General features: G+C 74.5%; 21 protein-coding genes. 17 read left to right on the forward strand and 4 right to left on the reverse strand.

Features of this window, described 5'->3' with window-relative positions; all coding sequences use genetic code 11:
* The 4 genes from MHY29_RS01865 to rsmD form a co-directional block, all read left to right on the forward strand.
* Nucleotides 1–1,123 (forward strand): LCP family protein (locus MHY29_RS01865; protein ID WP_239238056.1); only part of this gene is annotated, 1,123 nt, incomplete at its 5' end.
* Nucleotides 1,120–2,136, forward strand: coding sequence for a DAK2 domain-containing protein (locus tag MHY29_RS01870; RefSeq protein WP_239238057.1), 1,017 nt, complete (start codon nucleotides 1,120–1,122; stop codon nucleotides 2,134–2,136). The genes MHY29_RS01865 and MHY29_RS01870, both read left to right, overlap by 4 nt.
* Nucleotides 2,126–4,324, forward strand: coding sequence for an ATP-dependent DNA helicase RecG (locus MHY29_RS01875; RefSeq protein ID WP_239238058.1), 2,199 nt, complete (start codon nucleotides 2,126–2,128; stop codon nucleotides 4,322–4,324). The genes MHY29_RS01870 and MHY29_RS01875 overlap by 11 nt, the downstream gene beginning before the upstream one ends.
* A gap of 5 nt (nucleotides 4,325–4,329) precedes the next feature.
* Complete coding sequence (rsmD, locus tag MHY29_RS01880; RefSeq protein ID WP_224355169.1) at nucleotides 4,330–4,893, forward strand: 16S rRNA (guanine(966)-N(2))-methyltransferase RsmD; 564 nt, start codon at nucleotides 4,330–4,332, stop codon at nucleotides 4,891–4,893.
* A gap of 46 nt (nucleotides 4,894–4,939) precedes the next feature.
* On the opposite strand, the gene MHY29_RS01885 is transcribed toward rsmD, so the two are convergent.
* Nucleotides 4,940–6,196, reverse strand: a complete 1,257-nt coding sequence (locus MHY29_RS01885) for an aminotransferase class I/II-fold pyridoxal phosphate-dependent enzyme (protein WP_239238059.1) — start codon at nucleotides 6,194–6,196, stop codon at nucleotides 4,940–4,942.
* A 99-nt stretch (nucleotides 6,197–6,295) separates the two neighbouring features.
* On the opposite strand from MHY29_RS01885, the gene coaD reads away from it, so the two are divergent.
* From coaD to MHY29_RS01950, 13 genes are all read left to right on the forward strand, one after another.
* On the forward strand, nucleotides 6,296–6,772 hold the full coding sequence (gene coaD / locus MHY29_RS01890) for a pantetheine-phosphate adenylyltransferase (protein WP_224355167.1): 477 nt from the start codon (nucleotides 6,296–6,298) through the stop codon (nucleotides 6,770–6,772).
* Nucleotides 6,773–6,831: 59 nt separating this feature from the next.
* On the forward strand, nucleotides 6,832–7,758 hold the full coding sequence (galU, locus tag MHY29_RS01895) for a UTP--glucose-1-phosphate uridylyltransferase GalU (protein WP_239238060.1): 927 nt from the start codon (nucleotides 6,832–6,834) through the stop codon (nucleotides 7,756–7,758).
* Between the two features lie 158 nt (nucleotides 7,759–7,916).
* Nucleotides 7,917–8,492 carry a DUF177 domain-containing protein gene (locus MHY29_RS01900; protein ID WP_224355165.1) on the forward strand — a complete coding sequence of 192 codons (576 nt, stop codon included), beginning with the start codon at nucleotides 7,917–7,919 and terminating at the stop codon, nucleotides 8,490–8,492.
* A gap of 3 nt (nucleotides 8,493–8,495) precedes the next feature.
* Nucleotides 8,496–8,699 carry a 50S ribosomal protein L32 gene (gene rpmF, locus MHY29_RS01905; protein ID WP_224355164.1) on the forward strand — a complete coding sequence of 68 codons (204 nt, stop codon included), beginning with the start codon at nucleotides 8,496–8,498 and terminating at the stop codon, nucleotides 8,697–8,699.
* Between the two features lie 73 nt (nucleotides 8,700–8,772).
* Nucleotides 8,773–9,435, forward strand: coding sequence for a ribonuclease III (rnc, locus tag MHY29_RS01910; RefSeq protein ID WP_224355163.1), 663 nt, complete (start codon nucleotides 8,773–8,775; stop codon nucleotides 9,433–9,435).
* A gap of 3 nt (nucleotides 9,436–9,438) precedes the next feature.
* Entirely contained in the window at nucleotides 9,439–10,341 is a 903-nt protein-coding gene (mutM, locus tag MHY29_RS01915; protein WP_239238061.1) for a bifunctional DNA-formamidopyrimidine glycosylase/DNA-(apurinic or apyrimidinic site) lyase, read from the forward strand.
* A gap of 49 nt (nucleotides 10,342–10,390) precedes the next feature.
* Nucleotides 10,391–11,644, forward strand: a complete 1,254-nt coding sequence (locus tag MHY29_RS01920) for an LCP family protein (protein WP_239238062.1) — start codon at nucleotides 10,391–10,393, stop codon at nucleotides 11,642–11,644.
* A complete protein-coding gene (locus MHY29_RS01925) occupies nucleotides 11,637–12,824 on the forward strand; it encodes a glycosyltransferase family 4 protein (protein ID WP_239238063.1) in 1,188 nt (395 codons plus the stop codon). Before MHY29_RS01920 ends, MHY29_RS01925 begins: the two co-directional genes overlap by 8 nt.
* A gap of 111 nt (nucleotides 12,825–12,935) precedes the next feature.
* Nucleotides 12,936–13,709, forward strand: a complete 774-nt coding sequence (locus MHY29_RS01930) for a hypothetical protein (protein ID WP_239238064.1) — start codon at nucleotides 12,936–12,938, stop codon at nucleotides 13,707–13,709.
* Entirely contained in the window at nucleotides 13,702–15,891 is a 2,190-nt protein-coding gene (locus tag MHY29_RS01935; RefSeq protein ID WP_239238065.1) for a glycosyltransferase, read from the forward strand. The genes MHY29_RS01930 and MHY29_RS01935 overlap by 8 nt, the downstream gene beginning before the upstream one ends.
* A 96-nt stretch (nucleotides 15,892–15,987) precedes the next feature.
* Complete coding sequence (wecC, locus tag MHY29_RS01940; protein WP_239238066.1) at nucleotides 15,988–17,238, forward strand: UDP-N-acetyl-D-mannosamine dehydrogenase; 1,251 nt, start codon at nucleotides 15,988–15,990, stop codon at nucleotides 17,236–17,238.
* Between the two features lie 82 nt (nucleotides 17,239–17,320).
* On the forward strand, nucleotides 17,321–19,042 hold the full coding sequence (locus tag MHY29_RS01945; protein ID WP_239238067.1) for a glycosyltransferase family 4 protein: 1,722 nt from the start codon (nucleotides 17,321–17,323) through the stop codon (nucleotides 19,040–19,042).
* 141 nt (nucleotides 19,043–19,183) lie between these two features.
* Nucleotides 19,184–20,923 (forward strand): hypothetical protein, encoded by a 1,740-nt coding sequence (locus tag MHY29_RS01950; RefSeq protein WP_239238068.1) that lies wholly within the window; start codon nucleotides 19,184–19,186, stop codon nucleotides 20,921–20,923.
* 12 nt (nucleotides 20,924–20,935) lie between these two features.
* Here MHY29_RS01950 and MHY29_RS01955 read toward each other — a convergent pair whose 3' ends face one another.
* The 3 genes from MHY29_RS01955 to MHY29_RS01965 all read right to left on the reverse strand — a co-directional run bounded on the left by MHY29_RS01955 (nucleotide 20,936) and on the right by MHY29_RS01965 (nucleotide 24,527).
* Entirely contained in the window at nucleotides 20,936–22,627 is a 1,692-nt protein-coding gene (locus MHY29_RS01955; protein WP_239238069.1) for a glycosyltransferase family 4 protein, read from the reverse strand.
* Between the two features lie 134 nt (nucleotides 22,628–22,761).
* Entirely contained in the window at nucleotides 22,762–23,640 is an 879-nt protein-coding gene (locus MHY29_RS01960) for an ABC transporter ATP-binding protein (RefSeq protein WP_239238070.1), read from the reverse strand.
* Entirely contained in the window at nucleotides 23,637–24,527 is an 891-nt protein-coding gene (locus tag MHY29_RS01965; protein ID WP_239238071.1) for an ABC transporter permease, read from the reverse strand. The genes MHY29_RS01960 and MHY29_RS01965 overlap by 4 nt, the downstream gene beginning before the upstream one ends.
* Between the last annotated feature and the right edge of the window lie 138 nt (nucleotides 24,528–24,665).

The following is a 24,665-nucleotide window of genomic DNA, read 5'->3' on the forward strand; positions in this document are numbered from 1 at the left end:
GTCCACCGCCGAGCCCACCGCGACCCCCCGCCGCCGCCGTCGGCCGCTGCTGATTGTCCTCGTCGCCCTCCTGGTGCTGCTGCTCGCGGCCGGCCTGACCGCCGCCCTGTGGCTCGGCGGCCTCGGCCGCACGGTGGACGAGGGCGTGCAGCGGTTCGAGGGACAGGCCCTGCCGGAGGAGTCGCTGCGCCCGGCGGAGCCGGGCTCCGCTGCGGCCCCGGGCTCGGCGGCCGACGGGCGGAACGCCAGCGGCGTGTACTCGCCGTCGGCCCCGCCGCCCGGCACCGCCCCCGCGGGCGTCGACCCCGCCACGGCGCTGGCCGGTCCGGCGGGGCCGGCCGCGGACGAGGTGGCGGACGGGAAGGCCGTCGACTTCCTGCTGGTCGGTGAGGACTCCGGCGTCGAGGGCCGCGACCCGAACGGGCGCTCCGACACCCTGATGTGGGTGCACATCCCGGGGGACCGGTCCGCGGTGCAGGTGCGCTCCATCATGCGTGACACCTGGGTGCCGATCCCCGGCCACGGCGATCACAAGGTCAACGCCGCCTACCAGTACGGCCAGATCCCACTGACGGTGGCGACCGTGGAGAACATGTTCCAGGCGCGGGTGGACCACGTCGTCGCCGTGGACATGGCGGGCTTCCAGGGCCTGGTGGACGCGCTGGGCGGCATCACCGTGGACAACCCCATCGCGTTCACGGCGGACGACGGGCACGCGTACCCGGCCGGTGCGATCCAGATGGACGGGGCCACCGCGCTGGTCTACGCGCGGGAGCGCTACAACCTGCCGCGCGGCGACTTCGACCGCGTGGAGAACCAGCAGCGCGTGGTGAAGGCGGTGTTCTCCAAGGCCCTCTCCCTGGACACCCTCTCCGACCCGGGGCGGGTGCAGCAGGCGGTCGAGCGCTTCTCGCCGTTCCTGACGCTGGACTCCGAACTGCACTCCGGCGACCTCGCCGCTCTCGCCTGGTCGATGCGGAACCTGCGCGGCTCGGACATCCAGACCTCGACCGTCCCGGCGGCGGGCGTCGGGTACTCGGCCGACGGCCAGGCCGTGGTGTGGCCGGACTGGGCCGCCATCCACGAGATCGGCCGCCAGATCCGCACCAGCGAGGCACGATGATCCGGGCCCGCCTGGGGGGCGCCCTCGCGTGGCTGCGCGGCGCCGAGGCGGCGCTCGCCCAGGCCGCCCCGCGCCTGGACGCCCTCAACCTGTTCCCCGTGCCCGACGCCGACACCGGGTCCAACATGCTCGCCACGGTCCGCGCCGCCCGCCAGGCCGCCGAGCGCTCGGCGGGGACGGACATGTCGGCCGTCCTGCGCGACGCCGGCGCGGCGGCGCTGGACAGCGCGCGCGGCAACTCCGGGACCCTGCTGGCGGTCGCCCTCGTCGGGCTGGCCGCCCCGCTGACGCCGGACGCTCCCCTGACCACGGCCGAACTGGCTGCGGGGGCCCGCGCGGCGGACCGGGCGGCGCGCGCGGCGCTCTCGGATCCGCGCGAGGGAACGATTCTCACCGTGCTGCGCGAGGCCGCGACCGTCCTGGAGGCCGCCGCGGCCGGCGGACGGGAGCCCGCCGAGGCCCTGGGGTCGGTCGTGGAGGCCGCCCGCCGCGCCGTGGAGGACACGGAGGGCCAGCTCGCCCCGCTGACCCGCGCCCGCGTCGTCGACGCCGGCGCGGTCGGCCTCCTGCTCGTGCTGGAGGCGCTGCGCGCGGAGGTGACGCGCACGCCGTTCGACGAGGGCGTCGTCGCGGCGCTGCACGGCTGGGCCGACGGCCCCGGCGCGGCCGGTGAGGACCCGCAGGCGGACGGGCGGGAGGCCCCCGGCGTCGAGGTGATGTGCTCGATCGACCTGACGCCCGTGGACGCGGCGGGCCTCCGTCGCGGCCTCGAGGAGGCCGGGGACTCGGTCATCCTGGCCCCGCTGTCCCGCGCCGTCGACGGCGCCGGCCGGCTGCGCTGGCGCGTGCACGTCCACGTGGCCCGGGCCGAGGACGCGGTGGCCCTGCTGGAGGCGGCAGGCGCCCCGGAGGAGGTGGCCGTGACGGACCTGTGGGACCCCGCCCATCGGCACCCCGACGACCCGGCCGAGGGCGACGCAGCCTCCCCGGCCCCGGACGGCCATGGCCGCTGACGGCGTGCTGGACCTGCCCCTGGGCGAGGTCCTCTCCGGCCGGTTGCCCGGTCGGCTGGAGAAGGAGCTGGGCCTGGCCACGGTGGGCGGCCTGCTGGACCACGTGCCCCGCCGCTGGGTGGAGCGCGGGGAGCTGACGCCCATCGCGGCGCTGCCCGTGGACGCGGAGGTCACGGTGGTGGCCCGCGTGGAGCAGGTGGCGACGCGGCGGATGCGCAGCCGGGCCGGCTTCATCGTGGACGTCACCGTGGCCGACCCCTCCGTGGCCGGCACGGCGGGGGCGAGCCTGTCCATGGCGTTCTTCAACGGCCACGACGCCCAGCGCCGCCTGGCCCCCGGCGTGACGGCCATGTTCCAGGGGAAGACCTCGCTCTACCGGGGCGCGGTCACGCTGAACAACCCGGACTTCGCCCTCCTGGACGACGACGTCGCCCCCGGCGAGGTCGACACCCGGCCGGTGCCGATCTACCGGGCCACGGGCAGGATGCCGAGCTGGACGGTCCGCTCGGCGGTCCGCCGGGTCCTCGAGACCGTGGACCTCGACGCGATCCCCGAGCTGCTCACCGAGCCGATCCGCGCCCGCGCGACGCTCGCCCTCGGCCTGCCGGAGACGCTGCCGGGCACGGCGGAGGCCTACCGGCGGCTGCACGCGCCGGACGCCGTCGAGCAGACCGGACCCGCGCGGACGGCCCTGTCCCTGCGGGAGGCGCTCGTGGTCCAGGGGGCGCTGGCCTGGCGGCGCTCGCGGGAGAAGGCCGTGCCCGCCGTGCCGCGCCCGCGCCGCGCCGGCGGCCTGCTCGAGGCCCTCGACGCCCGCCTGCCCTTCGAGCTGACCCCGGGCCAGCGGGCCGTGGGGGAGGAGCTCGCCGCGGAGCTCTCCGGGCCGCACCCGATGTCCCGGCTGCTGCAGGGCGACGTGGGCGCGGGCAAGACCCTGGTGGCCCTGCGGGCCATGGCGCAGGCCGTCGACGCCGGCGGGCAGGCCGCGCTCGTGGCCCCCACCGAGGTCCTCGCGGCCCAGCACCACCGCGCCCTGCTCGCCCTGCTGGGCCCACTGGCCCGGGAGGCGGGCACGCTGGGGGCGGCCGCGCAGGAGGGGCCGGGCACGGACGTCGTCCTGGTCACCGGGTCCCAGCGCTCCGCCCAGCGGCGCGCGGCGCTGCTGAAGCTGGCCTCGGGGGAGGCGGGGATCGCCGTCGGCACGCACGCGCTCCTGGCCGAGCGCGTCCAGTTCGCCGAGCTGGCCCTCGCCGTCGTCGACGAGCAGCACCGTTTCGGCGTGGACCAGCGCGAGGCCCTGCGGCGGGCGAACCCGGGCACCCACCTGCTCGTCATGTCGGCCACGCCCATCCCGCGCTCCGTGGCGATGACGGTGTTCGGCGACCTGGACCTGTCCGTGCTGGAGGGCCTGCCCTCCGGGCGCACGCCGGTGGCCACGCACGTCGCCCGCATGGCGCACGGGCCCCGGGTGATCGCCCGCGTCTGGGAGGTCGTGGCGGAGCACTGCGCCGCGGGCCGGCAGGCGTTCGTGGTGTGCCCCCGCATCGACCCCGACGACGCCGACCCGGCCCACGCGAACGTCACGGAGATGGCGGAGCGCCTGCGCGCGCTGCCCGTGCTGGGCGGGCTGCGGATCGGCGAGGTCCACGGCCGCATGGACCAGGCCGAGCAGGACGCCGCCATGCAGGCCTTCGCCCGTGGGGAGACGGACGTGCTGGTCGCCACCACTGTCGTGGAGGTGGGCGTGGACGTGCCCAACGCCACGGTCATGGCGGTCCTCGACGCGGACGACTTCGGCCTGTCCACCCTGCACCAGCTGCGGGGGCGCGTGGGGCGCGGCCAGGACGCGGCGATCTGCCTGCTGGCCACCCGTCTGGCGGACGGGCATCCGTCGCTGCGGCGGCTCGAGGTGCTGGAGGCCACCCGGGACGGCATGCGGATCGCCCAGGCGGACCTGGCCCAGCGCGGCGTCGGCGACGTCCTGGGCGCCGCCCAGTCCGGGCTCGCCTCCGGCCTGACGCACGTCGACGTGATCGGCGACGCCGACGTCATCGGTGTGGCCGCCGACGTCGTCGCCGATCTCATGGCGGCGGCGCCCGGGCTCTCCGCGCACCCGGCGCTCGCGGCCGAGGTGTCCCGCTGGGAGGCCGCGCACCTGACCGCCGCCGACTACCTCGAGAAGGGCTGAGCCCCATGTCCCGCATCATCGCCGGCGCCGCCGCCGGCCGCCCCCTGCGCTCGGTGCCCGGCACCGGCACGCGCCCGACGACGGACCGCACCAAGGAGGCCCTGTTCAGCTGGCTCCAGGCCCGGGACTGGCTGGACGGCACCCGGGTGCTGGACCTCTACGCCGGCTCCGGCGCCCTGGGCTGCGAGGCCGCCAGCCGCGGGGCGGCGCACGTGACGCTGGTGGAGAAGGCGCGGCGCGCCGCCGAGGTGTGCCGCGCCAACGCCGCCGCGCTGAACGCCGTGCTGGGGGCGCCCGTCGTGCAGGTGGCGGCCTCGTCCGTGGAGCAGGCCCTGGCGCTGCCCGGGGACTCCGCGGACCTGATCCTGGCGGACCCGCCGTACCCGGAGTCCGGCCCGGCATTCCATGCGGTGCTGGCCGCGGCTGCCGCGCGCCTGGCCGCGGGCGGGCTGCTGGTGCTGGAGCGCTCGGCCCGGGACCCCGCGCCGGAGCGGCCCGCAGGCCTGGAGCAGGTCGAGGTGCGGACCTACGGGGAGACCGCGCTGTACTTCTGGCAGGACGAGGGCTGAGCCGGCGTCGCGCGCTCGGTGCCCGCGCGCCGGGTCACGGTCCCGCTCAGCCGGCGCGGAGATCGGCGGCGTGGCGCGTCAGCCGGGCCACGGCCTCGGCCACGGTGTCCTCGGACTTGCAGAACGTCAGCCGCAGCCACGAGCGCAGGTGGTCCCCGTCCGGTCGGCACAGCGCCGAGACGGGGATGCCGGCGACGCCCGCCCGTTCCGTCCATGTGCGGGCGGCCGCCGCGGCGTCGCGCACGCCCCACGGGGCGAGGTCGACCACGGTGAAGTAGCCGGCGGCCGGGACCACCGGGTCCAGGCCGATGTCCCGGAGCCCGGACACCAGCAGGTCGCGGGAGCGGCGGTGGCGGGCCAGCTGGCCGGCCAGGAAGTCGTCCGCCCGGGGCAGGAACGCGGCCACGGCCTGCTGGAAGGCCGGCCCGGAGGAGTAGGAGAGGAACTGCTTGACTCCCCGGACGGCGGCCACCAGGTCGGCCGGCCCGGTGAGCCAGCCGACCTTCCACCCCGTCACGGCCAGGGACTTGCCCGCGCTGGAGGCGGTGAGGGCGATCCGCTCCGCGCCGGGGATCGCCCGGAGGGTGACGTGCCGGCCCTCGTGCACGAGGTGGTCGTAGACCTCGTCCGAGAGCATCAGCACGTCGCGCGCCCGGCACAGCGCCACCAGCTCCTCGAGCAGGGCGCGCGGATAGACGGCGCCCGTGGGGTTGTGCGGCGTGTTCACGATGAGCAGCCGTGTGCGGGGCGTGATCGCGGCGGCGATCCGCGCCGGGTCCGGCAGGAAGTCCGGGGCGTGGACCGGGACGGTGACGTGCCGCCCGCCGGCCAGGGCGACCACGGCGGCGTGCGAGTCGTAGAACGGCTCGACGGTGATCACCTCGTCGCCGGGCCGCACGAGGGCCAGCACGGTCGCCGCGATCGCCTCGGTGGCGCCGGTGGTGGCCAGGACCTGCGTGTCCGGGTCCTCGGTCACGCCCCAGTGGCGTGCCCGGTGGGCGGCGACGGCGGCGCGCAGGTCGGCGCGGCCCGTCCCCGGGGCGTACTGGTTGGGTCCGGTGGTGACCGCCTCCGCGGCGAGGGCGAGGAGCTCGGGCGGACCGTCCGCGTCCGGGAAGCCCTGGCCGAGGTTCACGGCCCCGTGCTCGACGGCCAGGGCCGTCATCGTCTCGAACACGGTGGGCACGGGGGCGCCGTCGCGGAGGACGCCGGCGGCGGCGGAGGCCGCGCGCCAGGGCCCGGCGAGGCGCACGTCGGACGGGGCCGCGGCGGCGTCGGCGGGGGAGGGCGAGTCGTGGGACATGGCGGCACTGTATCGGGCGCCGCACCGGCCCTGTCCGGCCGCGAGCGGGAGGGGAGGGCGGGCATCGCCTGACCGTGCTCAGCGGGCTAGGGTGAGCCCATGCGTCGTGCCGTCTGCCCCGGTTCCTTCGATCCCCTCCACAAGGGGCACCTCGAGGTCATCGCCCGGGCGGCGAGCATGTTCGACGAGGTCGTCGTCGCCGTCTCGGACAATCCGGCCAAGCGCTACCGCTTCAGCACGGACGAGCGGCTCGAGCTGATCCGCGCCAGCGTCCAGGGGCTGGCCGGCGTGAGCGCCGAGGCCATGGGCCCGGGCCTGCTCGCGGAGTTCTGCCGGGAGATCGGGGCCGGCGTGATCGTCAAGGGCCTGCGCAACGGCACCGACCTCGAGTTCGAGGCCCCCATGGCCGCCATGAACCGCCACCTCACCGGCGTGGAGACCGTCTTCCTCACCGCGGACGCCCGCTACACCCACCTGTCCTCCTCCCTGATCAAGGAGGTCCACGGCCTCGGCGGCGACGTCCGCGAGTTCGTGCCCGCCGTCGTCCACGCCCGCCTCGAGGCGACCCGCCCGTGACCCCGGGCCCGCCGAGCACTCACCTGACCGCCGCCCCCGCACCCGCACCCGGAGATCCCATGACCGAGCAGTCCACCGCCGCATCCCCGACCCGCCCGCGCACGCGCAAGGCCGTCATCCCCGCCGCCGGGCTCGGCACGCGCTTCCTGCCCGCCACCAAGGCGATGCCCAAGGAGATGCTGCCGGTCGTGGACCGTCCCGCCATCGAGTACGTCGTCGCCGAGGCCGTGTCCGCCGGCCTGGGCGACGTGCTGATGATCACCGGGCGCAACAAGCGCGCCCTCGAGGACCACTTCGACCGCCACCCGGCGCTGGAGCAGGTCCTCGAGGCCAAGGGCGACACCAAGCGCATCGACCTCATCCGGGCCTCGGACCTCGTGGGGGACATCCACTACGTCCGCCAGGGCGAGGCCCTCGGCCTCGGCCATGCGGTGGGCTGCGCGCGCCGCCACGTCGGCGACGAGCCCTTCGCCGTGCTGCTCGGCGACGACCTCATCGGCGAGGACGAGGGCCTGCTGGCCCGCATGATCGACGTCCAGCATCGCCTGGGCGGGTCCGTGATCGCCCTGATGGAGGTCCCGGAGGACGCGGTCAGCGCCTACGGCGTCGCGGCCGTGGCCCCGGTGGACGGTGAGGACGACGACGTCGTGGCGGTCACCTCCCTCGTGGAGAAGCCGGCGCGCGGGGACGCCCCCTCGAACCTGGCGATCATCGGCCGCTACGTGCTGGCGCCCCAGGTGTTCGGGGTGCTGGAGCGCACGGCCCCCGGCCGCGGCGGCGAGATCCAGCTCACCGACGCCCTGCAGACGCTGGCCGCCGGCGAGGGGGAGGGCTTCGGCGTGCACGCCGTGGTGTTCCGCGGCCGCCGCTACGACACGGGCGACAAGCTCGGCTACCTGCAGGCCGTCGTGGAGCTCGGCGTGCGGCACCCGGAGCTCGGCGGGGACCTGCGCGAGTGGCTCAAGGGGTTCGCCGCCGGGCTCTGAGCGCCGCGCCGCGCCGCGCCGCCCGTCCGCTTTGGTCCAGCGGGCCCGAGCCGGTAGGATGGGCAGTCGGTCCATCCTGGCCGGACGTCGTTCCGCGCCGGACCGCGTGGCCCCGTGGGGGTCGCGGACCCACACCCCGCCTGCCGAGAGGAGCCCCCATGGCCACCACCGTGCCGTCCGGCGCACCCTCCCCGTGGGTGCTCTCCGTGCGCGATCTGGCGCGCGGAGCCGGGGTCCAGCGCGAGCTGACCACGCGGCTGCCGGCCCCGGCCGCCGTGTCCATGCCCATGCTGGGCATCCCCGAGGGCGATCCCGTGGACCTCGAGCTCCGGCTCGAGGCGGTCCACGAGGGCGTGCTCGTCACGGGCACCGCGCACGCGGACCTGACGGGCGAGTGCAGCCGGTGTCTGCTGCCGCTGCACGAGGGGATCACCGTGGACCTGCAGGAGCTGTTCCTCGCCGATCCGCCTGCCGAGGGCGACGACGAGCAGCCGCTCGTGGAGCACGAGACCGTGGACCTGGAGCCCGTGTTCCGGGACGCCGTGGTCACCGCCCTGCCGTTCCAGCCGCTGTGCCGGCCGGACTGCGAGGGCCTGTGCGCCGACTGCGGCATCCGGCTCGAGGACGCGCCCGCCGGGCACGCCCACGAGCGGGTGGACCCGCGCTGGGCTGCGCTCGCGGCCCTCGCGGACACCACCGAAGAGACCTCCATCACCGAGACAGAGAAGAGATAAGTCGTGGCAGTCCCGAAGCGGAAGATGTCCCGTGCCAACACCCGCGCCCGTCGTTCCCAGTGGAAGGCGGAGGCTCCCTCCCTGGTGAAGACCGTGGAGAACGGCCGCGTGTCCTACCGTCTGCCCCACCAGGCGGAGCTGAAGACCGACGCCGCCGGCACCCCCCTGTTCTACGAGTACAAGGGCCGCAAGGTCGCCGACGCCTGACATGGCGTCCCCGCAGACCCGGACGGGGTCCGTCCCCGCCCCGGAGTCCTCTGCGCTTCTCGAGCGTCTCGGCGTGCACATCACCGCCGGGACGCTCGAGCGCGCTCTGACGCATCGCTCGTACGCGTACGAGCACGGAGGCCTGCCCACCAACGAGCGCCTGGAGTTCCTCGGGGACTCGGTGCTGGGCTTCGTGGTGACGGACCACCTGTTCACCGCGTTCCCGGACCTCCCCGAGGGGGACCTGGCGCGCCGCCGTGCCGCGATCGTCTCCACCCGCGCCCTGGCCAAGGTGGCGCGGCGCATCGGCGTCGGCCCGCACGTCCGGCTGGGCACGGGCGAGACGCGCACCGGGGGAGCGGACAAGGACTCGATCCTGGCGGACACCTTCGAGGCGCTGATCGGCGCCGTCTACCGCGACCACGGCGCCGTGGCCGCGGCCGCGCTCGTCCATCGCCACGTCGTGCCGCTCCTCGACGAGCCGGGCCTGCTGCGCGAGAGCACCGACTGGAAGACCGTGGTGGCGGAGGCCGCCTCCCGCCACGGGTTGGGCGAGGTCCGCTACGACATCGAGGGCCAGGGCCCCGCGCATGATCCGCGCTTCCGTGCCACCCTCACCGTGGGCGGGCGCGCCTTCGGCTCCGCCGTGGCCAGCTCCAAGAAGCAGGCGGAGCGTGACGCCGCCGCCGAGGGCTGGCCGGAGCTGTCCGCCACCCTGCCCGCCGCCGGGAGCTGAGCGGTGCCCGAGCTGCCCGAGGCCGAGGTCGTCCGCAGGGGCATGGCACGGTGGGCCTCCGGCGCCCGCGCCGGGGACCTCGACGTCCTCGACGCGCGCTCCGTGCGCCGCAGCCCCGGGGGCGCCGAGGCCCTCCGCGAGCGGCTGTCGGGGGCGGTCCTGGCGGAGCCCGCCCGCCGGGGCAAGTTCCTCTGGCTGCCCCTCGAGGACGCCGACGACGCCGTCGTGGTGCACCTGGGCATGTCCGGCCAGGTCCGGGTGGACGAGCCCGGTGCGCCGGACCAGCGGCACCTGCGACTGCGCCTGCCCGTCACGGCCGCCGACGGCTCGGACCGGGAGCTGCGGTTCGTGGACCAGCGCCTGTTCGGCGGCTGGTGGCTCGACCCCGTCGTCGTCGACCCGGAGACCGGGGACGCGGTGCCGGCCTCCGCGGCGCACATCGCCCTGGACCCCCTGCACCCCGACTTCGACCCGGACGCCGTGCACCGGCGCCTGGTGCGACGACGCTCCACCCTCAAGCGGGCGCTGCTCGATCAGACCCTGGTCTCGGGCATCGGGAACATCTACGCGGACGAGGCCCTCTGGGCGGCCCGGCTGCACCCGGAGCGCCCCACGCAGCGCATGACCCGCGCCCAGACCCGCGCGGTCCTCGCCGCCGTCCAGGACGTGATGCGCCGCGCCCTGGCGGTGGGCGGCACCAGCTTCGACGCCATCTACGTCAACGTCGACGGCCGCTCCGGCTACTTCGCGCGCTCCCTCGAGGCCTACGGGCGCACGGGCCAGCCCTGCCGGCGCTGCGCCGCGGAGGGGCGCCGGACGCTGATCGTGCGTGAGCCGTTCATGGGCCGGGCCTCCCACCGCTGCCCCGTCTGCCAGCCCGTCCCGCGCCGCTCGCCGTCCCGCTGAGCCCCCGGGGTCCCTAGACTGGACGCGACCGTCCGACCAGGAGAGCCGAGTGACCCAGCCCCCGCAGCAGCCGTGGATCCCTCCGGAGCGCCCGGGAGGCCCGGCCGACCCGCTGGCGGGCCTGCGGGGTCCGGCCCCCGCCGCGCCCCCGACGTCGACCCCGCCGGCCACCCGCCGGAGCGGAGGCGGCCGGCCCCGGCGCCGTCGCCCGCTGCGCCGGTTCCTCGCGGTGCTGGGGGTGCTGGCGCTGCTGCTGGTCGTCGCCCTCGGCGCCTACGGCCTGGTCCTCGCCCGCACCTTCGACGGACACCGGCAGACGGTGTCGGCCGCCGCCTTCGCGGACCCGGGGAGCGACGGCCCGGTGAACTTCCTGGTGCTGGGCTCGGACTCCCGCGCCGCGGAGGACTCGGCGGAGACCAGCCAGCGCTCGGACACCATGATGCTCGTCCACATCCCGGCCGACCGCCGGCACGTCTACGTGATCTCCGTGCTGCGTGACTCCCTGGTGGAGATCCCCGGCCACGGGCAGCGCAAGGCCAACGCCGCCTACGAGCTCGGCGGCCCGGAGCTGACGGCGGCCATGCTGGACAAGCTGCTCGGGGTGCCCGTCCACCACCTCGCGGAACTGGACTTCCAGGGCTTCCGCGGCATGACCACCGCCCTGGGCGGCGTCGAGGTGTGCAACCCGCACGCGTTCTCCTCGGGCCAGAAGAACCCCTCCTTCTACCCGCGCGGGCGGATCGAGCTGAAGGACACCGCGGCCCTGCGCTACGTCCGCGAGCGCCACGCCTTCCCCGAGGGGGACGTGATGCGGGTGCAGAACCAGCAGCGGTTCGTCCGCGGCGCCGTCGCCGCGTTCCTGGACCCGGCCGTGGTCCTCAACCCGCCCCGCGCCGTGGATGTGGTGGCCGGCCTCTCCGACCACCTGACGGTGGACGAGGGCCTGGACTCCGCCACCCTGGCCTCGCTGGCCTGGCAGCTGCGCGGCGTCGACCGCTCCGCGCTGACCATGTTCACCGTGCCCCGCGCCGGCTACGGCACGAGTCCGGACGGCCAGGACGTCGTGCTCCTCGACGCGGACAGGATGGACGCCCTGCGGGACGCCCTTCAGCGCGACGACGTCGAGTCCTACCTCCGCGCGCACGACCCCGAGGCGCTCGCGGCGGGGGAGGACGTCCAGCCGGCCCTGACCGCCGCCCCGGGGGCAACGCCCCTGCTGACCGAGCTGGCCGCGGCCCCGCCGGCCGCGGCGACGGCGGCCGGCGAGGGGACCCTGCTGGGCGAGGACCCCTGCGGTGGGTGAGCGCCGCACCCGCGCCGGCGGACGTGCCCCGCGCCTGCTGCTGGTGACCCACTCGTACCGTCCGGAGCGCACCCCGCCCGCCCGGCGCTGGGCCGCCGTGGTGCAGGCCCTGCGCGCGGCCGGCTGGGAGGTCGACGTGCTGGTCCCCGGCGGGCTGCGCACCCGCGTCGGCGAGCACGGCGAGCGCCTGCGTCCCACGCCGCGGCTGCTGGGCTCGGGCGACGGGCGCAACGGCCGGTTCGCCGCCGCCGCCGTGCACGCGGTGCTGGCGGTGCCGCGCGGCCTCGTCCTGCCGCGCCCGGACGTGGTGGTGGCCACCCTGCCGGCGCTGCCCGTGGTCGTGGCCGGGCGGGCCCTGGCCGTGCTGCGCCGCCGCCCGCTGGTGGTGGAGATGCGGGACGCCTGGCCGGACCTCGCCCGGGAGGCGGGCGTGCACCCGGGCCTGCTCGGCACCCTGATGGAGCGGGTGGTCACGGGCGGCCAGCGCGCCGCCGACCTCGTCGTCACGGTGACTGAGGGCTTCGCGGCCACGCTGCGCGGCCGCGGCATGCGCCGCGTCGAGGTGCTCGCCAACGGCGTGGACCTCGAGCGCGTCCCCGTGGCCCCGCCGCGGGACCGGACCGCCGGCGAGCTGCACGTGCTGTACCTGGGCAACCTGGGGGAGAGCCAGGGGCTCGAGCGGCTCGTGGAGGCTGCCGCCCGGCTGCGCGCCACACACCCGGGCGTGCACGTGCGGATCGTCGGCGACGGCACCCGCCGGGCCGCGCTCGAGGCCCTGGACGCGGAGCTGGAGGCCGGGGTGGAGTTCGTGCCGCCGGTGTCCGGTGCCGCGCTGACGGAGCAGTACGCGTGGGCGGACACCCTGGTGGTGTGCCTGCGGCCGGACTGGGCCAGCTTCCGCCACACCATCCCCTCCAAGACCTACGAGGCCCTCGCCGTGGGCCGGCACGTGACCGGCCAGGTGGACGGCGAGCCCGCCCGCATCCTGCGGGCCGCCGGCGGCGCCGACGTCGTCGGTCCCACGGCCGGCGACCTCACCGCGCACCTCGCGACCCTCGCCGACGATCCGTCCCGCACCCGCGTGGGCGACGGCGGCCGGGCCTGGGTGGCGGAGCACGGCCACCTGCCCGCCATCGCCGCCCGGTACGAGACCGTCCTGCGAGGCCTGGTCCGACGCTGACCGTCAGGACTCCCGACGTGAGACCTCGGGATGACGGTGCGCTGTTACCCTCGGTAGAGCCAACGGCACGCATCGGCGGGCCGACGTCCCGAGCAGAACAGGTCTTCACCGATGCCCCAGCTCCCCCTGGAGGGCGCCTTGCGCGGCGCCGCGCGACTCGTGCCCGAGGAGCAGCGCGTCACCCTCCGCCGTACGGGCGGGCGGGTGCTGCGTCGGCTGCCCAAGCCCGTCGCCCAGGAGATCCGGGGACTGTTCGGTGTGCGCTGGGGCACCATGGGTCGACGCCAGGCGGAGTCGGCCACGGACGCCCTCGGCCTGGCCGGCGGCAAGTCCAAGGGCACCGCGCCCCGCGGCTTCGCGGGGCGCGGTGCGGCCGCTGTCGGTGCCGACCCTGCGTCGAGCGCGCGCCTGGAACGGGCCCTGGGCGTCGTGGACACGTCGCGCAGTGCCGGCGGGCACCGCACGGTGGCGGGAATCATGGCACCGGACCTCCGGGACCAGTTGCGAGCCGAGGGCTACCACACCGTTCCGCTGCTGCCGGGCACGTCCGAGGCCGTCGCGGAGCGGGCTGAGGCCGTGGTCGTGGACCTCGAGGGGTTCACCGGCCTCTGGGAGGGGGCCCTGTCGACCGCGGGCGTCGCGCTGCTGCTGGAATTGCTCTCCGCCGCCCGCATCGCGTCCCGGAACGGCGCCACCTGCTGGCTCGTCACGCGCGGCGGCCGCCGGTCGGAGATCGGTGCGCTGCTCCTGACGCGTCAGTCCACCCTGATGCCGGTCCGGCCTGGTGAGCCCCGCCCTGCCCCGCACTTCACCCAGGACCCCGGGGACGTGTCCCACGGGCTGGCCGACCTGCTCCATGACCTCGAGGAGACCGCCCGTGTCTGAGACCGCCCGACACCTGTCCGACGTCCGGGTGCTGCTCTACGGCGACGTCAACCTCAACGTCATGGACGGGTCTGCCATCTGGCTGCCGTCGCTGGCGGAGACCTTCGCGCGCGCCGGCGTGCAGGTGCACGTGCAGCTCAAGGCCCCCGAGGTCAGGGACCTGCTGTCCGGGCCCCTGCGGAGCCTGCCCGGCGTCACCGTGCACGACGCCCCGCCGCACACCAAGGAGGGCGGCATGTCGCACGCCCAGGCGGCGCACGCCCTCGCCGAGCTTGACCGCGAGCTCGACGTCGACGTCCTGCTGGTGCGCGGCAGTGAGATGTGTCTTGCCGTCGTTGAGCGCGGCGACTTCGAAGGGCGGCTCTGGTCCTACATCACGGAGTACGGCTATATCGGCGGCGCCTTCCCCGACGCCCTGATCGACCGCGTCTCCCGCGTGGCTGCGGGCAGCCGCCTGATGCTCGCGCAGACGGAGCACGCCCGCTCCGTGCTGGAGGCGCTCGTCCCGGCGGCCGCCGGCCGCACCGAGCTGCTGTCCCCCATGGTCCCGGACCACGTCCGACCCTTGGGCGACATCGGAGAGCGCACGAGCGAGCTGGCCCTCGTCTACACCGGCAAGTTCGCACACGACTGGCGCACGGATCGGATGCCGGACATCCTCGCCGACCTGCGCGCACGCGGGGTGGACGCGACGCTGACGATGGTGGGGGACAAGGTCCACCGTGAGCCCAAGCACCCGGGCTGGGCAGCCCATATGCATGAAGTCCTGGAGACGCCGGCGCCGGGATTCACCTGGACGGGCGCCCTCAGCCGCGAGGAGAGCATGGACGCCATGGCCCGTGCCGACGTCTCGCTCGGGTGGCGCGCCCCCGACCTGGACCTCTCCCTCGAGATCTCGACCAAGGTGCTCGAGAGCTGCGCACTCGGAGTGCCCCCGCTCGTGAACCGCACGACGATCCACGAGGACCTGCTCGGCGAGGACTACCCGCTCTTCGCGGACGCCCTCCATGACGGGGCGTCCGACCTGGCATCGCGGCTGGCGGAGGCGCGTGCCGACCTGCCAGCCCTGTCCGAGCGCGTCCTGCGCGCGGCCGAGCCCTACCGGATGAGCCGACGGGCGGAGGCGCTCGCGGCGGTGTTGGAGCGGGTCGGCGTGGCGCAGGCCCCACGGGCGCTGGCGCGGCCGCGCGACGAGCGCACCCGGGTCCTGCTGGCCGGGCACGACCTCAAGTTCGCGGGTGAACTCGTGGACATTCTCCGTGCGGACCCCGACGTGGAGCTCACCATCGACCACTGGGCGACCCTGCACACGCACGACGAGGCCGGGTCGGAACGGATGCTCGCCCAGGCCGACGTGGTGGTGTGCGAGTGGGCCGGCCCGAACGCCGTGTGGTATTCGCAGCGGGTCCGTCCGGATCAGCGGCTCGTGGTGCGCCTGCACATGTTCGAGCTGCGCGGTGCGTGGCTTGAGGACCTCGACGTCTCCCGCGTCGACGCGCTGGTGACGGTCTCCGACCTCAACCGCGGATATGTCCTCGACACCTTGGACATCCCCGCCGAGCGGGTCCACGTGGTGCCGAACGCGGTCAGCCTGGCGGACCTAGACCGTCCAGGGCGGGATGGGCGGGAGTTCCGTCTCGGCATGGTCGGGATCGTCCCGCTGCTGAAGCGACCGGATCGGGCGCTCGACCTGCTGGCACGTCTGCGTGCGGAGGACGAGCGCTACACCCTGCACATCCGGGGTCGCATGCCCTGGGAGTATCCGCATGAGTGGCGCAAGCCGCTCCAGCGTGAGGGGTATCTGGACCTCTTCGCCCGTCTGGGTGCGGGTCCGCTGCGTGAGGCGGTCGCCTTCGAGCCGTTCGGGGCCGACATGGGCACCTGGTACACCAAGGTCGGCTGGATGCTCTCGCCGAGCACCACGGAGAGCTTCCACCTGGCACCAGTCGAGGGCATGGTGTCCGGTGCGGTGCCGCTCGTGTGGGACCGCCCGGGCGCCCGCGGCGTCTTCGGAGACCAGTGGGTCCTGGCGGACACCGCCGAGGCCGCCCGGCGCGTGCTCGAGGCGAACGTGCCCGGCAGGGGCTGGGCGGATCTGTCCGAGCGCGCCCGCGCCGACGTCCGTCGCTACTCGGAGGACGCCGTGGCCGAGCAGTGGCGAGCAGTGCTCTTCACCGGCTGACCGCCGGGGGGCCAAGGCCCGCCTCCCTATACTCGAAAGCCAGAACCGAACCATGCGCCCGGCACCGTGGCGCGCCATGAACGAAGGGATCCTTCCATGAGCACCATCTCCACTGTCGCCGTCATCGGCCTGGGCTACATCGGCCTGCCGACCGCAGCGATCCTGGCGGAGAACGGGCTGACCGTGCACGGCGTGGACGTCAGCCCGCGGACCGTGGACGCGGTCAACGCCGGCAAGGTCCCCTTCGTGGAGCCCGACCTCGCCGACTTCGTCGAGCGCAACGTGGCCGCCGGCCGCCTGGACGCCTCCCTGGAGACCCCCAAGGCCGACGCCTACATCGTCGCGGTGCCCACCCCCTTCCAGGGCGACCACGCCCCGGACCTGTCCTACATCGAGGCCGCCGCGCGCGGGCTGGCCCCGCAGCTCACCGGCGACGAGCTCGTGATCCTCGAGTCCACCTCGCCCCCCGGCGCCACCGACCACATGGCCGACGTGATCCGCGAGGCCCGTCCGGACCTGAAGGACGCCCCGCTGGACTTCGTGCACTGCCCCGAGCGCGTGCTCCCCGGCCGCGTGATGGTGGAGCTCGTCACCAACGACCGCATCGTGGGCGGCTCCACCCCGGCCGCCGCCGAGCGCGCCCGGGACCTGTACCGCTCCTTCTGCGAGGGCGAGATCCTCCTCACCGACTGCCGCACCGCGGAGATGGCCAAGCTCGTGGAGAACTCCTTCCGCGACGTGAACATCGCGTTCGCCAACGAGCTGTCCCTGATCTGCGCCGAGCAGGGGATCGACGTCTGGGAGCTCATCGAGCTCGCCAACCACCACCCCCGCGTGAACATCCTTCAGCCGGGCCCCGGCGTCGGCGGGCACTGCATCGCGGTGGACCCGTGGTTCATCGTGGACGCCGCCCCGCAGACCGCGCGCATCATCCGCGCCGCCCGCGAGATCAACGACGCCAAGCCGCAGTGGGTCATCGAGCGGGCCAAAGCCGCCGCGTTCGACGTGCAGCAGAAGGAGGGCCGCCCGGCGGTCGTCGCTGCCCTCGGCCTCGCCTTCAAGCCGAACATCGACGACCTGCGCGAGTCGCCGGCGCTGAACATCGCCGCCCAGCTCGCGGACGAGTTCTCCGGCTCCACCGTGCTCGTGTCCGAGCCGCACGTGGACGAGCTGCCCGCGAAGCTGCAGGGCAAGGAGAACGTGCGCTTCGTCCCGGCCGAGCAGGCCGTGGCCGAGGCCGACGTCGTCCTGCTGCTCGTGGACCACGACGCTTTCGCGGGCCTCGCCGTGCAGGCCGCGGGCAAGCGCGTGATCGACACGCGCGGCCAGTGGCGCGCTGGGGCCTGAGCACGCTGTGGGGCCAATGTCCCGGGTCCGGGCGGCTCTCGAGACGGTGTGCGCCGTCCCCTGGTTGCGGCACGCGAGCCTGATGGAGCAGCTCGTCCGCGAGCACGTCGTGGACGACCCGCTGCGCCTCGTCCTGCAGGGCTCGGGCCGGCTGCCGGCGAGGTGGCGTGAACCCGCCGGACGCACTGTCGAGCGGACAGTGCCCGGTGCCGTCGCGCGGGCCGTGGGCCTGCAGATGCAGGGCCGCACCGCCGCCGCGCGGGACACCCTGGACGCCGGCGCCGACGGTGCCGCGCCGGCATGGGACGTGGTGGCGCGGGCGGACGCCGCCCTGCTGCTGGACGATGAGGCGCTGTGCGCCGCGTTGCTGGAGGCCGTGCCCACCGAGCGTCGTTCCGGCGGCTGGCACGCCGTGGCTGCGCGCCTGGCGCAGCACCGGGGGGACCTGGCCGGTGCCGTCGCGGCGTCGGCCGGGCACCGGACGACGGCCGCATTGCACCGGCGGCTCGTGGGCGAGGCGGAGGCCTTTGCGGGGGAGTGGCCTACGTTACCGCCTGTCCCGGACTACCGGCCCATGACCGGGCGCGTGCTGCACGTGCTCACCAACTCCCTGCCGCACACCGGCTCCGGCTACGCGCAGCGCTCGCACTCGGTGCTGCGCTCGCTCGCGGAGGCCGGTGTGGAGGTCGAGGCCGTGACCCGGCCCGGCTGGCCTGCGCAGGTCGGCGTGCCGTGGGCGCGCCGCATGGACGTCATCGACGACGTGACGTATCGCCGGCTCACCCCCTGGCGCCTCGCCCAGGGGCAGGCCGCGCGCATCGAGCAGCACGCCCGCCTGCTGGCCGTCGAGGTGGAGCGCTTCCGCCCCCAGGCCCTGCACACCACCACCCACTTCGTGAACGCCGCAGCTGTGCGTGCCGTGGCGCGGGCGTACGGCATCCCGTGGGTGTACGAGGTCCGGGGCCAGCTCGCAGACACCTGGGCGTCCCAGCGCGGGCCCGCAGTGCGGAACTCCGAGCGCTACCGCCGCTTCGTGGCCGCGGAGGCGGAGGCCGCCCGCTCGGCGGACGCCGTCATCACCCTCGGCGCCGCGATGGCGACCAGGCTCAAGGAGCAGGGCGTGCCGGCGGAGCAGATCACACTGTGCCCCAACGCCGTGGGCGAGCGGTTCCTCGCAGAGCCGGCGTCCCACGGGGAGGCCCGGGCCCGCCTCGGCCTGGACCTCGAGGACCTCGTGGTGGGCACGGTCTCCTCCCTCGTCGACTACGAGGGACTGGACACCCTGCTGCGCGCGGCAGCGCTGCTCGCCCCGAAGCATCCGCGGCTCCGCGTGTCCATAGCGGGCGACGGCGTGAGTCTGCCCGCGTTGCGCGCGCTCGCGGACGAGCTGGGGATCGCTGAGATCTGCCGTTTCCCGGGCCGGGTGGCCCGTGAGGAGGCGGCATGGGAGCACGCGAGCCTCGACGTGTTCGTCGTCCCGCGCCGGGACCTCCCGGTGACCCGCTCGGTGACGCCCATGAAGTCCGTTGAGGCCTCCGCCTCCGGCACTCCCGTGGTCGCCTCGGACCTGCCGGCGCTCGCGGAGCTCGTCGAGGACGGCGTCACGGGCCGGCTCGTCCCCCCGGAGGACCCGGCCGCGTGGGCCGGGGTGCTCGGGGAGCTGCTCGCCGACCCCGCGCAGCGCGCGCGGCTCGGAGCCGCCGGCCGGGAGTGGGCCCTGCGGACCCGCACGTGGAGCGCCAACGCGCGGCGCGTCGTCGAGCTCTACCGGCGACTCGGCGTGGACGTGCCGGAGGCCGGCTGAGAGGCCGGACGACGTGCCCCTGGATAGACTCCGAGTGCCGTCGGCACGGAGTCGACGTGGTCCCGGAGGTGTGCAGTGACTGAATTCCTGCTGGTGATGCGACGTGATGCCGATGCGAGCCCGCCCGATGACGCGAGGCGCGTGCTCCAGCGCGCGGCGCACGGCTACGCGCCGTTCGTCGGCGGGGACTATGACGCGGAGCCCGTCGAGGTCCGCCCCTCCGCGGCCACTGCGGCACTGGTGTGGTCGCGGCAGGGAATGCCCGCGCCGCTGACGCCTGCCGGCGATCGCTGGGCGGTGAGCGCGGGGCACGAGGTCGCCGCGGACGTGGTGCGGCACGTGCGGCGCCGCGCCGCCCGACTGGTCTACGAGCGTCCCGTCTGGGGGCAGTACGTGACCGTTCTGGTGGAACGGTGGAACGCCCGCGTCACCGCCTGGGGGACGACCCCGGCGTTCGAGTCCATCCACTGGGGCGAGGACGCCGACTACGTGTACCTCTCGAATCGGCCACTGTTGGTCGCGCTGGCCCTGGCCGACGGACGGCCGGGAGCGGTGCGGCTCTCCCACGGCTTCCTTCGGGAGTACCTGCACGCCGGCTACTCGCTGACTGGCCAGAGCGCCTTCGAGGACGTACGGATCGTTCCGGTGGACCAGGCGCTCGCCGTAGAGGGGGGCCGGGCCAAGCTGGTGGACGCCCCGTCCGGGCTGATGCACGGACTCAGCGCGGATCACACCCCGGAGGAGGGCGCAGATGCCCTCGCCGAAGCGATGCAGGCCGCGATGGATCGTACCGAGGCGCAGCTCGACGGCCGACCCGTGCAGCTGCGCATGAGCGGTGGGATGGACAGCCGCGTCCTGCTGGGGCTGACCCGCGGCCGAGGTCTGCGCCTCGACGCCCTCACGTACGGAGTGGCCTCGGACCTGGATGTGAGGGTTGCGCGAATGCTCACGGACCGAGCTGGGGTCGAGCATCGTGTCACACGCCCCAGCCTGGCAGAGGGTTCCGACGACGATGCCCGCGTCCTCGCCACCTTTCGGGCCTCCCGAGGGGTGCCGCCATCGGAGGCCCACACGGGCAGGTACCTCGGTGCAGACGTGGCCGGACCGGGCTGGGGAGTCATGCTGGGCCAGTGGCCGCTCTACAAGGGCGGCGCCGCCAGGAAGATGCGCTACTCACCCGGTGCCGCGCTCGGCGTCGTGCTCTCCGCCGGAGCCGACCTCCTCGCTCCCCGGGAGCGGGCACATCTGGATGGGTGGCTACGCGACTGGTTCGAGACTCTCCCGGCGGAGAACGACGTGGACGCGCTTTACCAGTTCTCCCGGCAGTTCCGCTCCGGCCGCTGGATGCATGGCCACATCTCCCTCTACGCGGGAGAGGCCATGATCGCGTATCCGCTTGGCGACGCGGAGCTCACCGCGGTCGCCGACACCCTCACGGCGGCCGAGCGCGTCAGCCACCGCGCCGCCTTCGGCGCTCTCACCCGGGTGTGGCCCGAGGGCACGGCGGTCCCCCTGGACGGACGTGCCTGGCGGTTCGAGGCCAACGGTGCGGACGAGCACTGGTCCGGTCCGTACTACGCGGAGCGCCACGCGCCCCTGCCCGAGCCGGAGCCGGACGCGGCCCCCAGCACCGACGAGCCCGTGCAGGACGAGCATGCAGCGAGCACGGCGATCGGCCTCGCCTCCGCGATTCTCGGCGCGGACGAGCTGGACGCAGTGGCGGCGCTCATGTCCGACGAGATGCTCGCCGCCGTGCAGCGGACGGCCGAGTCGGGAGCGGCAGCTCCGCCCGCGGGCATGGACGGTCGGACGTTCCGGAAGCTCCTCTGGCGGGTGCGGACCGCCCAGCTGTGGTGGTCCCGCGGCTGGCTGCGTTCCTGAGCGGTAGACGGGTCAGGCGCGGGCGCCCACGACCAGGTCGGCAAGTCGGCGAGTGGTCCGCTCCGGGCCGAAGCACTGCCGGACGTGCCTGGCCGCGGCGTCGACGCCCGCGGCCCACGTGTCGGCGTCGCCCACTCCCGCGCCGATGGCGGCTGCGAGGCCCTTGGCGTCCGGTGCAAGCCACGACGTCGGATAGAGGCGGTCCGCTCCGGCCCATGCGAGCGACCTCGGCAGGCAGCCGTGGGCGGCCCCGTCCGGAAGCGTGAAGTGGAACGACTCGAACGCCGACGTCGAGAGGACGGTGCCGACCTCGGAATACCAGGCCGTCATGTCGGGGCCGTGCGGGTCCCACTGCACTGCGCCCTGCAGCAGGGGGTCGTCCGCTATCCGGGCGTGCTGTGTCGCGTAGTACTCGCGGGCAGCTGGACGGGATGCGACCCAGGCCTGCTCCTCGGGATGGTGACCTCGAATCCGGAGGCAGAACCGGGGATCCTCTGCACGCAACGCCGCCAGGACGTCGAGCGCCGTGTGGAGCCCCTTGCGTTCGGGGAGCACACCGACCAGCCCCAGTGTGAAGCGCAACTCGGGACGCCGCAGGGAGGCGTCGCGCACGTCCTGGCCGGGGTCCGCCACGCCGTTCGGCACGACCTGCACGCTCCGTGGCCGGTCCGTAAGGTCGCCGAGGACCTGGTCGCGCACGTGAGAAGCCACGAAGACCCACGCGTCGACACGGTCGACGCGGGTTCTCGCCGGGAACGACGTTGAGGCTTCCTGAAGGTGGGTACGGGTTGTCAGGCGGGTGTGATGGGGGAGCCGCCTGGAGTACCAGGCCAGGTTGCCGAGGCTCCATTCGCAGTGGACGACGTCGGCCCAGTCGGCGAGCGCACGGCTGCGCTCGTGGTCATGCCGCGCATGGCCGGCCCACGGGTCGATCCGGACCTCGTGGCCCTCAGCCTGAAGGGCCTCGATCACCTCGCCTGCGAACTTCAAGTCGTGGCCGGCCACGACGACGCGGCGGGTCTCACGCACCTCCTCGACGGTGGGTGTCGGCGCGTCCGCTGTCCGCCCGAGGTCGGTTCCGCCGAGCTCGCGGGCGAGGTCCAGTCGGGCGGCGCGCCCGAGGGAGACGACCTCCGGGAGCGGAGGGGCCGTCGGCCCCTCCAGCACGGGCCGTCCGGCCGCGTGCGCGGTGTGGATCGCGGACTGGGGAGGCGCGGCTCCCTGCGGCACGAGGACGGCGTCCACGAGACGCAGGGCGTCGGCCAGGAGGGCGGGCGGGGCTGCTCCGCCCTTAAGCGGGTCGGCGGAGAGGAGCTGAACGCCGCGGGGATCCCGCAGGCTCCCGGCCCGCAGCAGGCGCAGTGCCTCCCCGCGTTGAGCACGCGAGCACAGCAGGACCGTGTGCGGGGGGATCGTCTCGGGATGGGCTGCGGCCCGCTCGCGGGCCAGGACGGCGGCGGCCGCAAGGTCCCAGGTGCCGTTGATCGCTTGGTGGACCGGTAGGAGCACGACGGCCGGGGCGTCGGAGGGTTGCGGGCCCCACGGAGCCCAGGCGTCGAGGGAGGGACGCACGGGGCCGGCGAGTGCGCGCAACGCGCGGCGAGGAGCGGGCAGCGGCAGGAGCGCGGCCGGCAGGGCTTCGTCGTCGGTTCGGCACGGGATCCGCCCGTCGCCCACGGGCAGGAGAGCGTCGGTGGGCAACACGGTGCGCCCGAGTTTGCCCCGTGCTATCCGTGCCGCATGACCGGCTGTCTTGCCCAGACGTTCTACGGCGCGGTCCGCTACCACGAGCCCGCGGGCTGACCACCGGCGCAGGAAGGGGCCCGTTGCCGCGGCAGTCATGGGGTCAGTGCACCCGCCGGCGCGGATCCGACCCAGGTGATTGCCGTCTGACGCAGCACGCCGTGCTCGTCGGCAAGGATCTTCGCGGCCTCGTCGTGCTCGCCTTGGGCCATCCGCTTGGCGTAACGGGCGTAGGTGCGCGTGACGGAACGGGGGTTGCTGTCCATGATGAGCACGCCCTTCTCGATCCACAGGCACCGAGTGCACATCTCCTGCAGTGTGCTGAGGGAGTGGCTGACAAGGAATACGCAGCCCGCGTTCTCCCGGAGGAGGTCGAGGCGGGCCCGGGTACGCGCCCGGAACTGCGCGTCACCGGTGTTGAGGGCCTCGTCGATGACGAGGATGTCGGGGTCCACGGCGGTCGCGATCGCGAACTGCAGCCGCGCAGCCATGCCCGAGGAGTACGCCTTGAGCGGGAGCTGCAGTGAGGCCTCGTCCAGGCCGGAGAGCTCCGCGACGTCGTCGCGCTTGGCGCGCGCCTGTTCCCGGGTCATGCCCATGGCGAGGCACCCGAGCATGATGTTGTCCTCGCCCGAGACCTGGCGCACGAGTGCGGCGTTGACGCCGAGCATCACGGGCGTGCTGGTGGCGTAGACATGGCCGGTCGTCGGCTGCAGCTGCCCCGTGATGATTTTCATGAGCGTGGACTTGCCGGAGCCGTTGGTCCCGATGACGCCCACGGCCTCGCCGCGCTCGACGAGGAAGGACAGCGGCTGAAGAGCCTCGACCGTGCTCGTTCGGACCCCGCGGGCCCCGCGCAGCAGGCGCTGGGGACCTCCGCCGCGCTGGACGGCCTCGGCGGAGCGGACGCGGTACGTCATCGAGACGCCGTCCACGACGACGGCGGGCTGGAGTGTGGGAGAGTCCGTGGTCATCGCTCCTCCCCGTACTTCTCCTCGGCCTGCCAGAACACGACGAGCCCGACGGCCAGCACGACGGCCGTCCATGCGAGGAGGACGAGCCACCGGGCGGGTTCGGCGTCCCGGCCGTAAAGCAGTGACTGCCGGGCGATGTCGAGCACGCAGTACATGGGGTTCAGATGCATGGCGGTGACCATCACGGGGTGTGATGCGAAGCGGTCGACGCTGAAGAACACCGCCGAGAGGTACAGCCAGATTCGGGTGCCGAACGAGATGAGGTTTGCCACGTCGGGCCACCGGGCGACCACGCGCGCCAGCAGGAGCGAGAGCCCGATGTTGAAGGCGGTCTGGACAGCGAGCAGGGGCACCAGCAGCAGCCAGCGCCACGTGATGGTCTCGGCCTGGGGGAGGACCAACACGAGGAGGATCATTGTCACGAGCGTCGGACCGAACAGTAGGAGCTCACGAATGTTGGTCGCGATCGTGAGGGTGGCCCGGGGGAAGCGGAAGGCCCGCACGATCGAGAGGTTGCCAGAGATGGAGCGGGATCCAGCGACCATCGCTTGCGTGGTGTAGCGGAAGAGGAACACGCCCACGATCAGGTATCCCAGGAAGTTCGGGATCCCGCGTCCCGTGCCGAGTAGCAGGCCGAACACCAAGAAGTATGCGGTGCCGTCGAGGATCGGATTGAGCACGAGCCACGCGCGGCCGAGGGCGTTCATGGACGTCGCGCCCGCGATCCTGGACCGGGAGTCGAAGAGGATGAAGTGGCGGAATGCCCACAGGGACGCGATGTACTGCAGGAGGCCGGGGCGGGCGCCCACGCGGCCCAGGCGTCCGCCGTCGACTCGCACCTGGGTGGTGGTCCCGGGAGCGGCCTGGGGGACGGGTGACTCGGGCATGGGCGTGCTGCTCCTTATGGATGGTGAGCGCGGCGGCCGAAGTACCGGAGCGGCGCGGGTCCAGAGTCTAGCAACCGGCATCCCCACTCCCGGCGGACGTCGGTCGGTAGACTCGACGGAAACCGACCGCACCCAGGA

The organism is Micrococcus sp. ACRRV (assembly GCF_022346985.1).
In the GTDB taxonomy this organism is placed as follows: domain Bacteria; phylum Actinomycetota; class Actinomycetes; order Actinomycetales; family Micrococcaceae; genus Micrococcus; species Micrococcus porci.

Coding starts and splice junctions, on each gene's coding strand:
- MHY29_RS01870 (WP_239238057.1), top strand. CDS start 1,120: ATGATCCGGGCCCGCCTGGGGGGCGCCCTCGCGTGGCTGCGCGGCGCC.
- MHY29_RS01875 (WP_239238058.1), top strand. CDS start 2,126: ATGGCCGCTGACGGCGTGCTGGACCTGCCCCTGGGCGAGGTCCTCTCC.
- rsmD (WP_224355169.1), top strand. CDS start 4,330: ATGTCCCGCATCATCGCCGGCGCCGCCGCCGGCCGCCCCCTGCGCTCG.
- MHY29_RS01885 (WP_239238059.1), bottom strand. CDS start 6,196: ATGTCCCACGACTCGCCCTCCCCCGCCGACGCCGCCGCGGCCCCGTCC.
- coaD (WP_224355167.1), top strand. CDS start 6,296: ATGCGTCGTGCCGTCTGCCCCGGTTCCTTCGATCCCCTCCACAAGGGG.
- galU (WP_239238060.1), top strand. CDS start 6,832: ATGACCGAGCAGTCCACCGCCGCATCCCCGACCCGCCCGCGCACGCGC.
- MHY29_RS01900 (WP_224355165.1), top strand. CDS start 7,917: ATGGCCACCACCGTGCCGTCCGGCGCACCCTCCCCGTGGGTGCTCTCC.
- MHY29_RS01930 (WP_239238064.1), top strand. CDS start 12,936: ATGCCCCAGCTCCCCCTGGAGGGCGCCTTGCGCGGCGCCGCGCGACTC.
- wecC (WP_239238066.1), top strand. CDS start 15,988: ATGAGCACCATCTCCACTGTCGCCGTCATCGGCCTGGGCTACATCGGC.
- MHY29_RS01945 (WP_239238067.1), top strand. CDS start 17,321: ATGGAGCAGCTCGTCCGCGAGCACGTCGTGGACGACCCGCTGCGCCTC.
- MHY29_RS01960 (WP_239238070.1), bottom strand. CDS start 23,640: ATGACCACGGACTCTCCCACACTCCAGCCCGCCGTCGTCGTGGACGGC.
- MHY29_RS01965 (WP_239238071.1), bottom strand. CDS start 24,527: ATGCCCGAGTCACCCGTCCCCCAGGCCGCTCCCGGGACCACCACCCAG.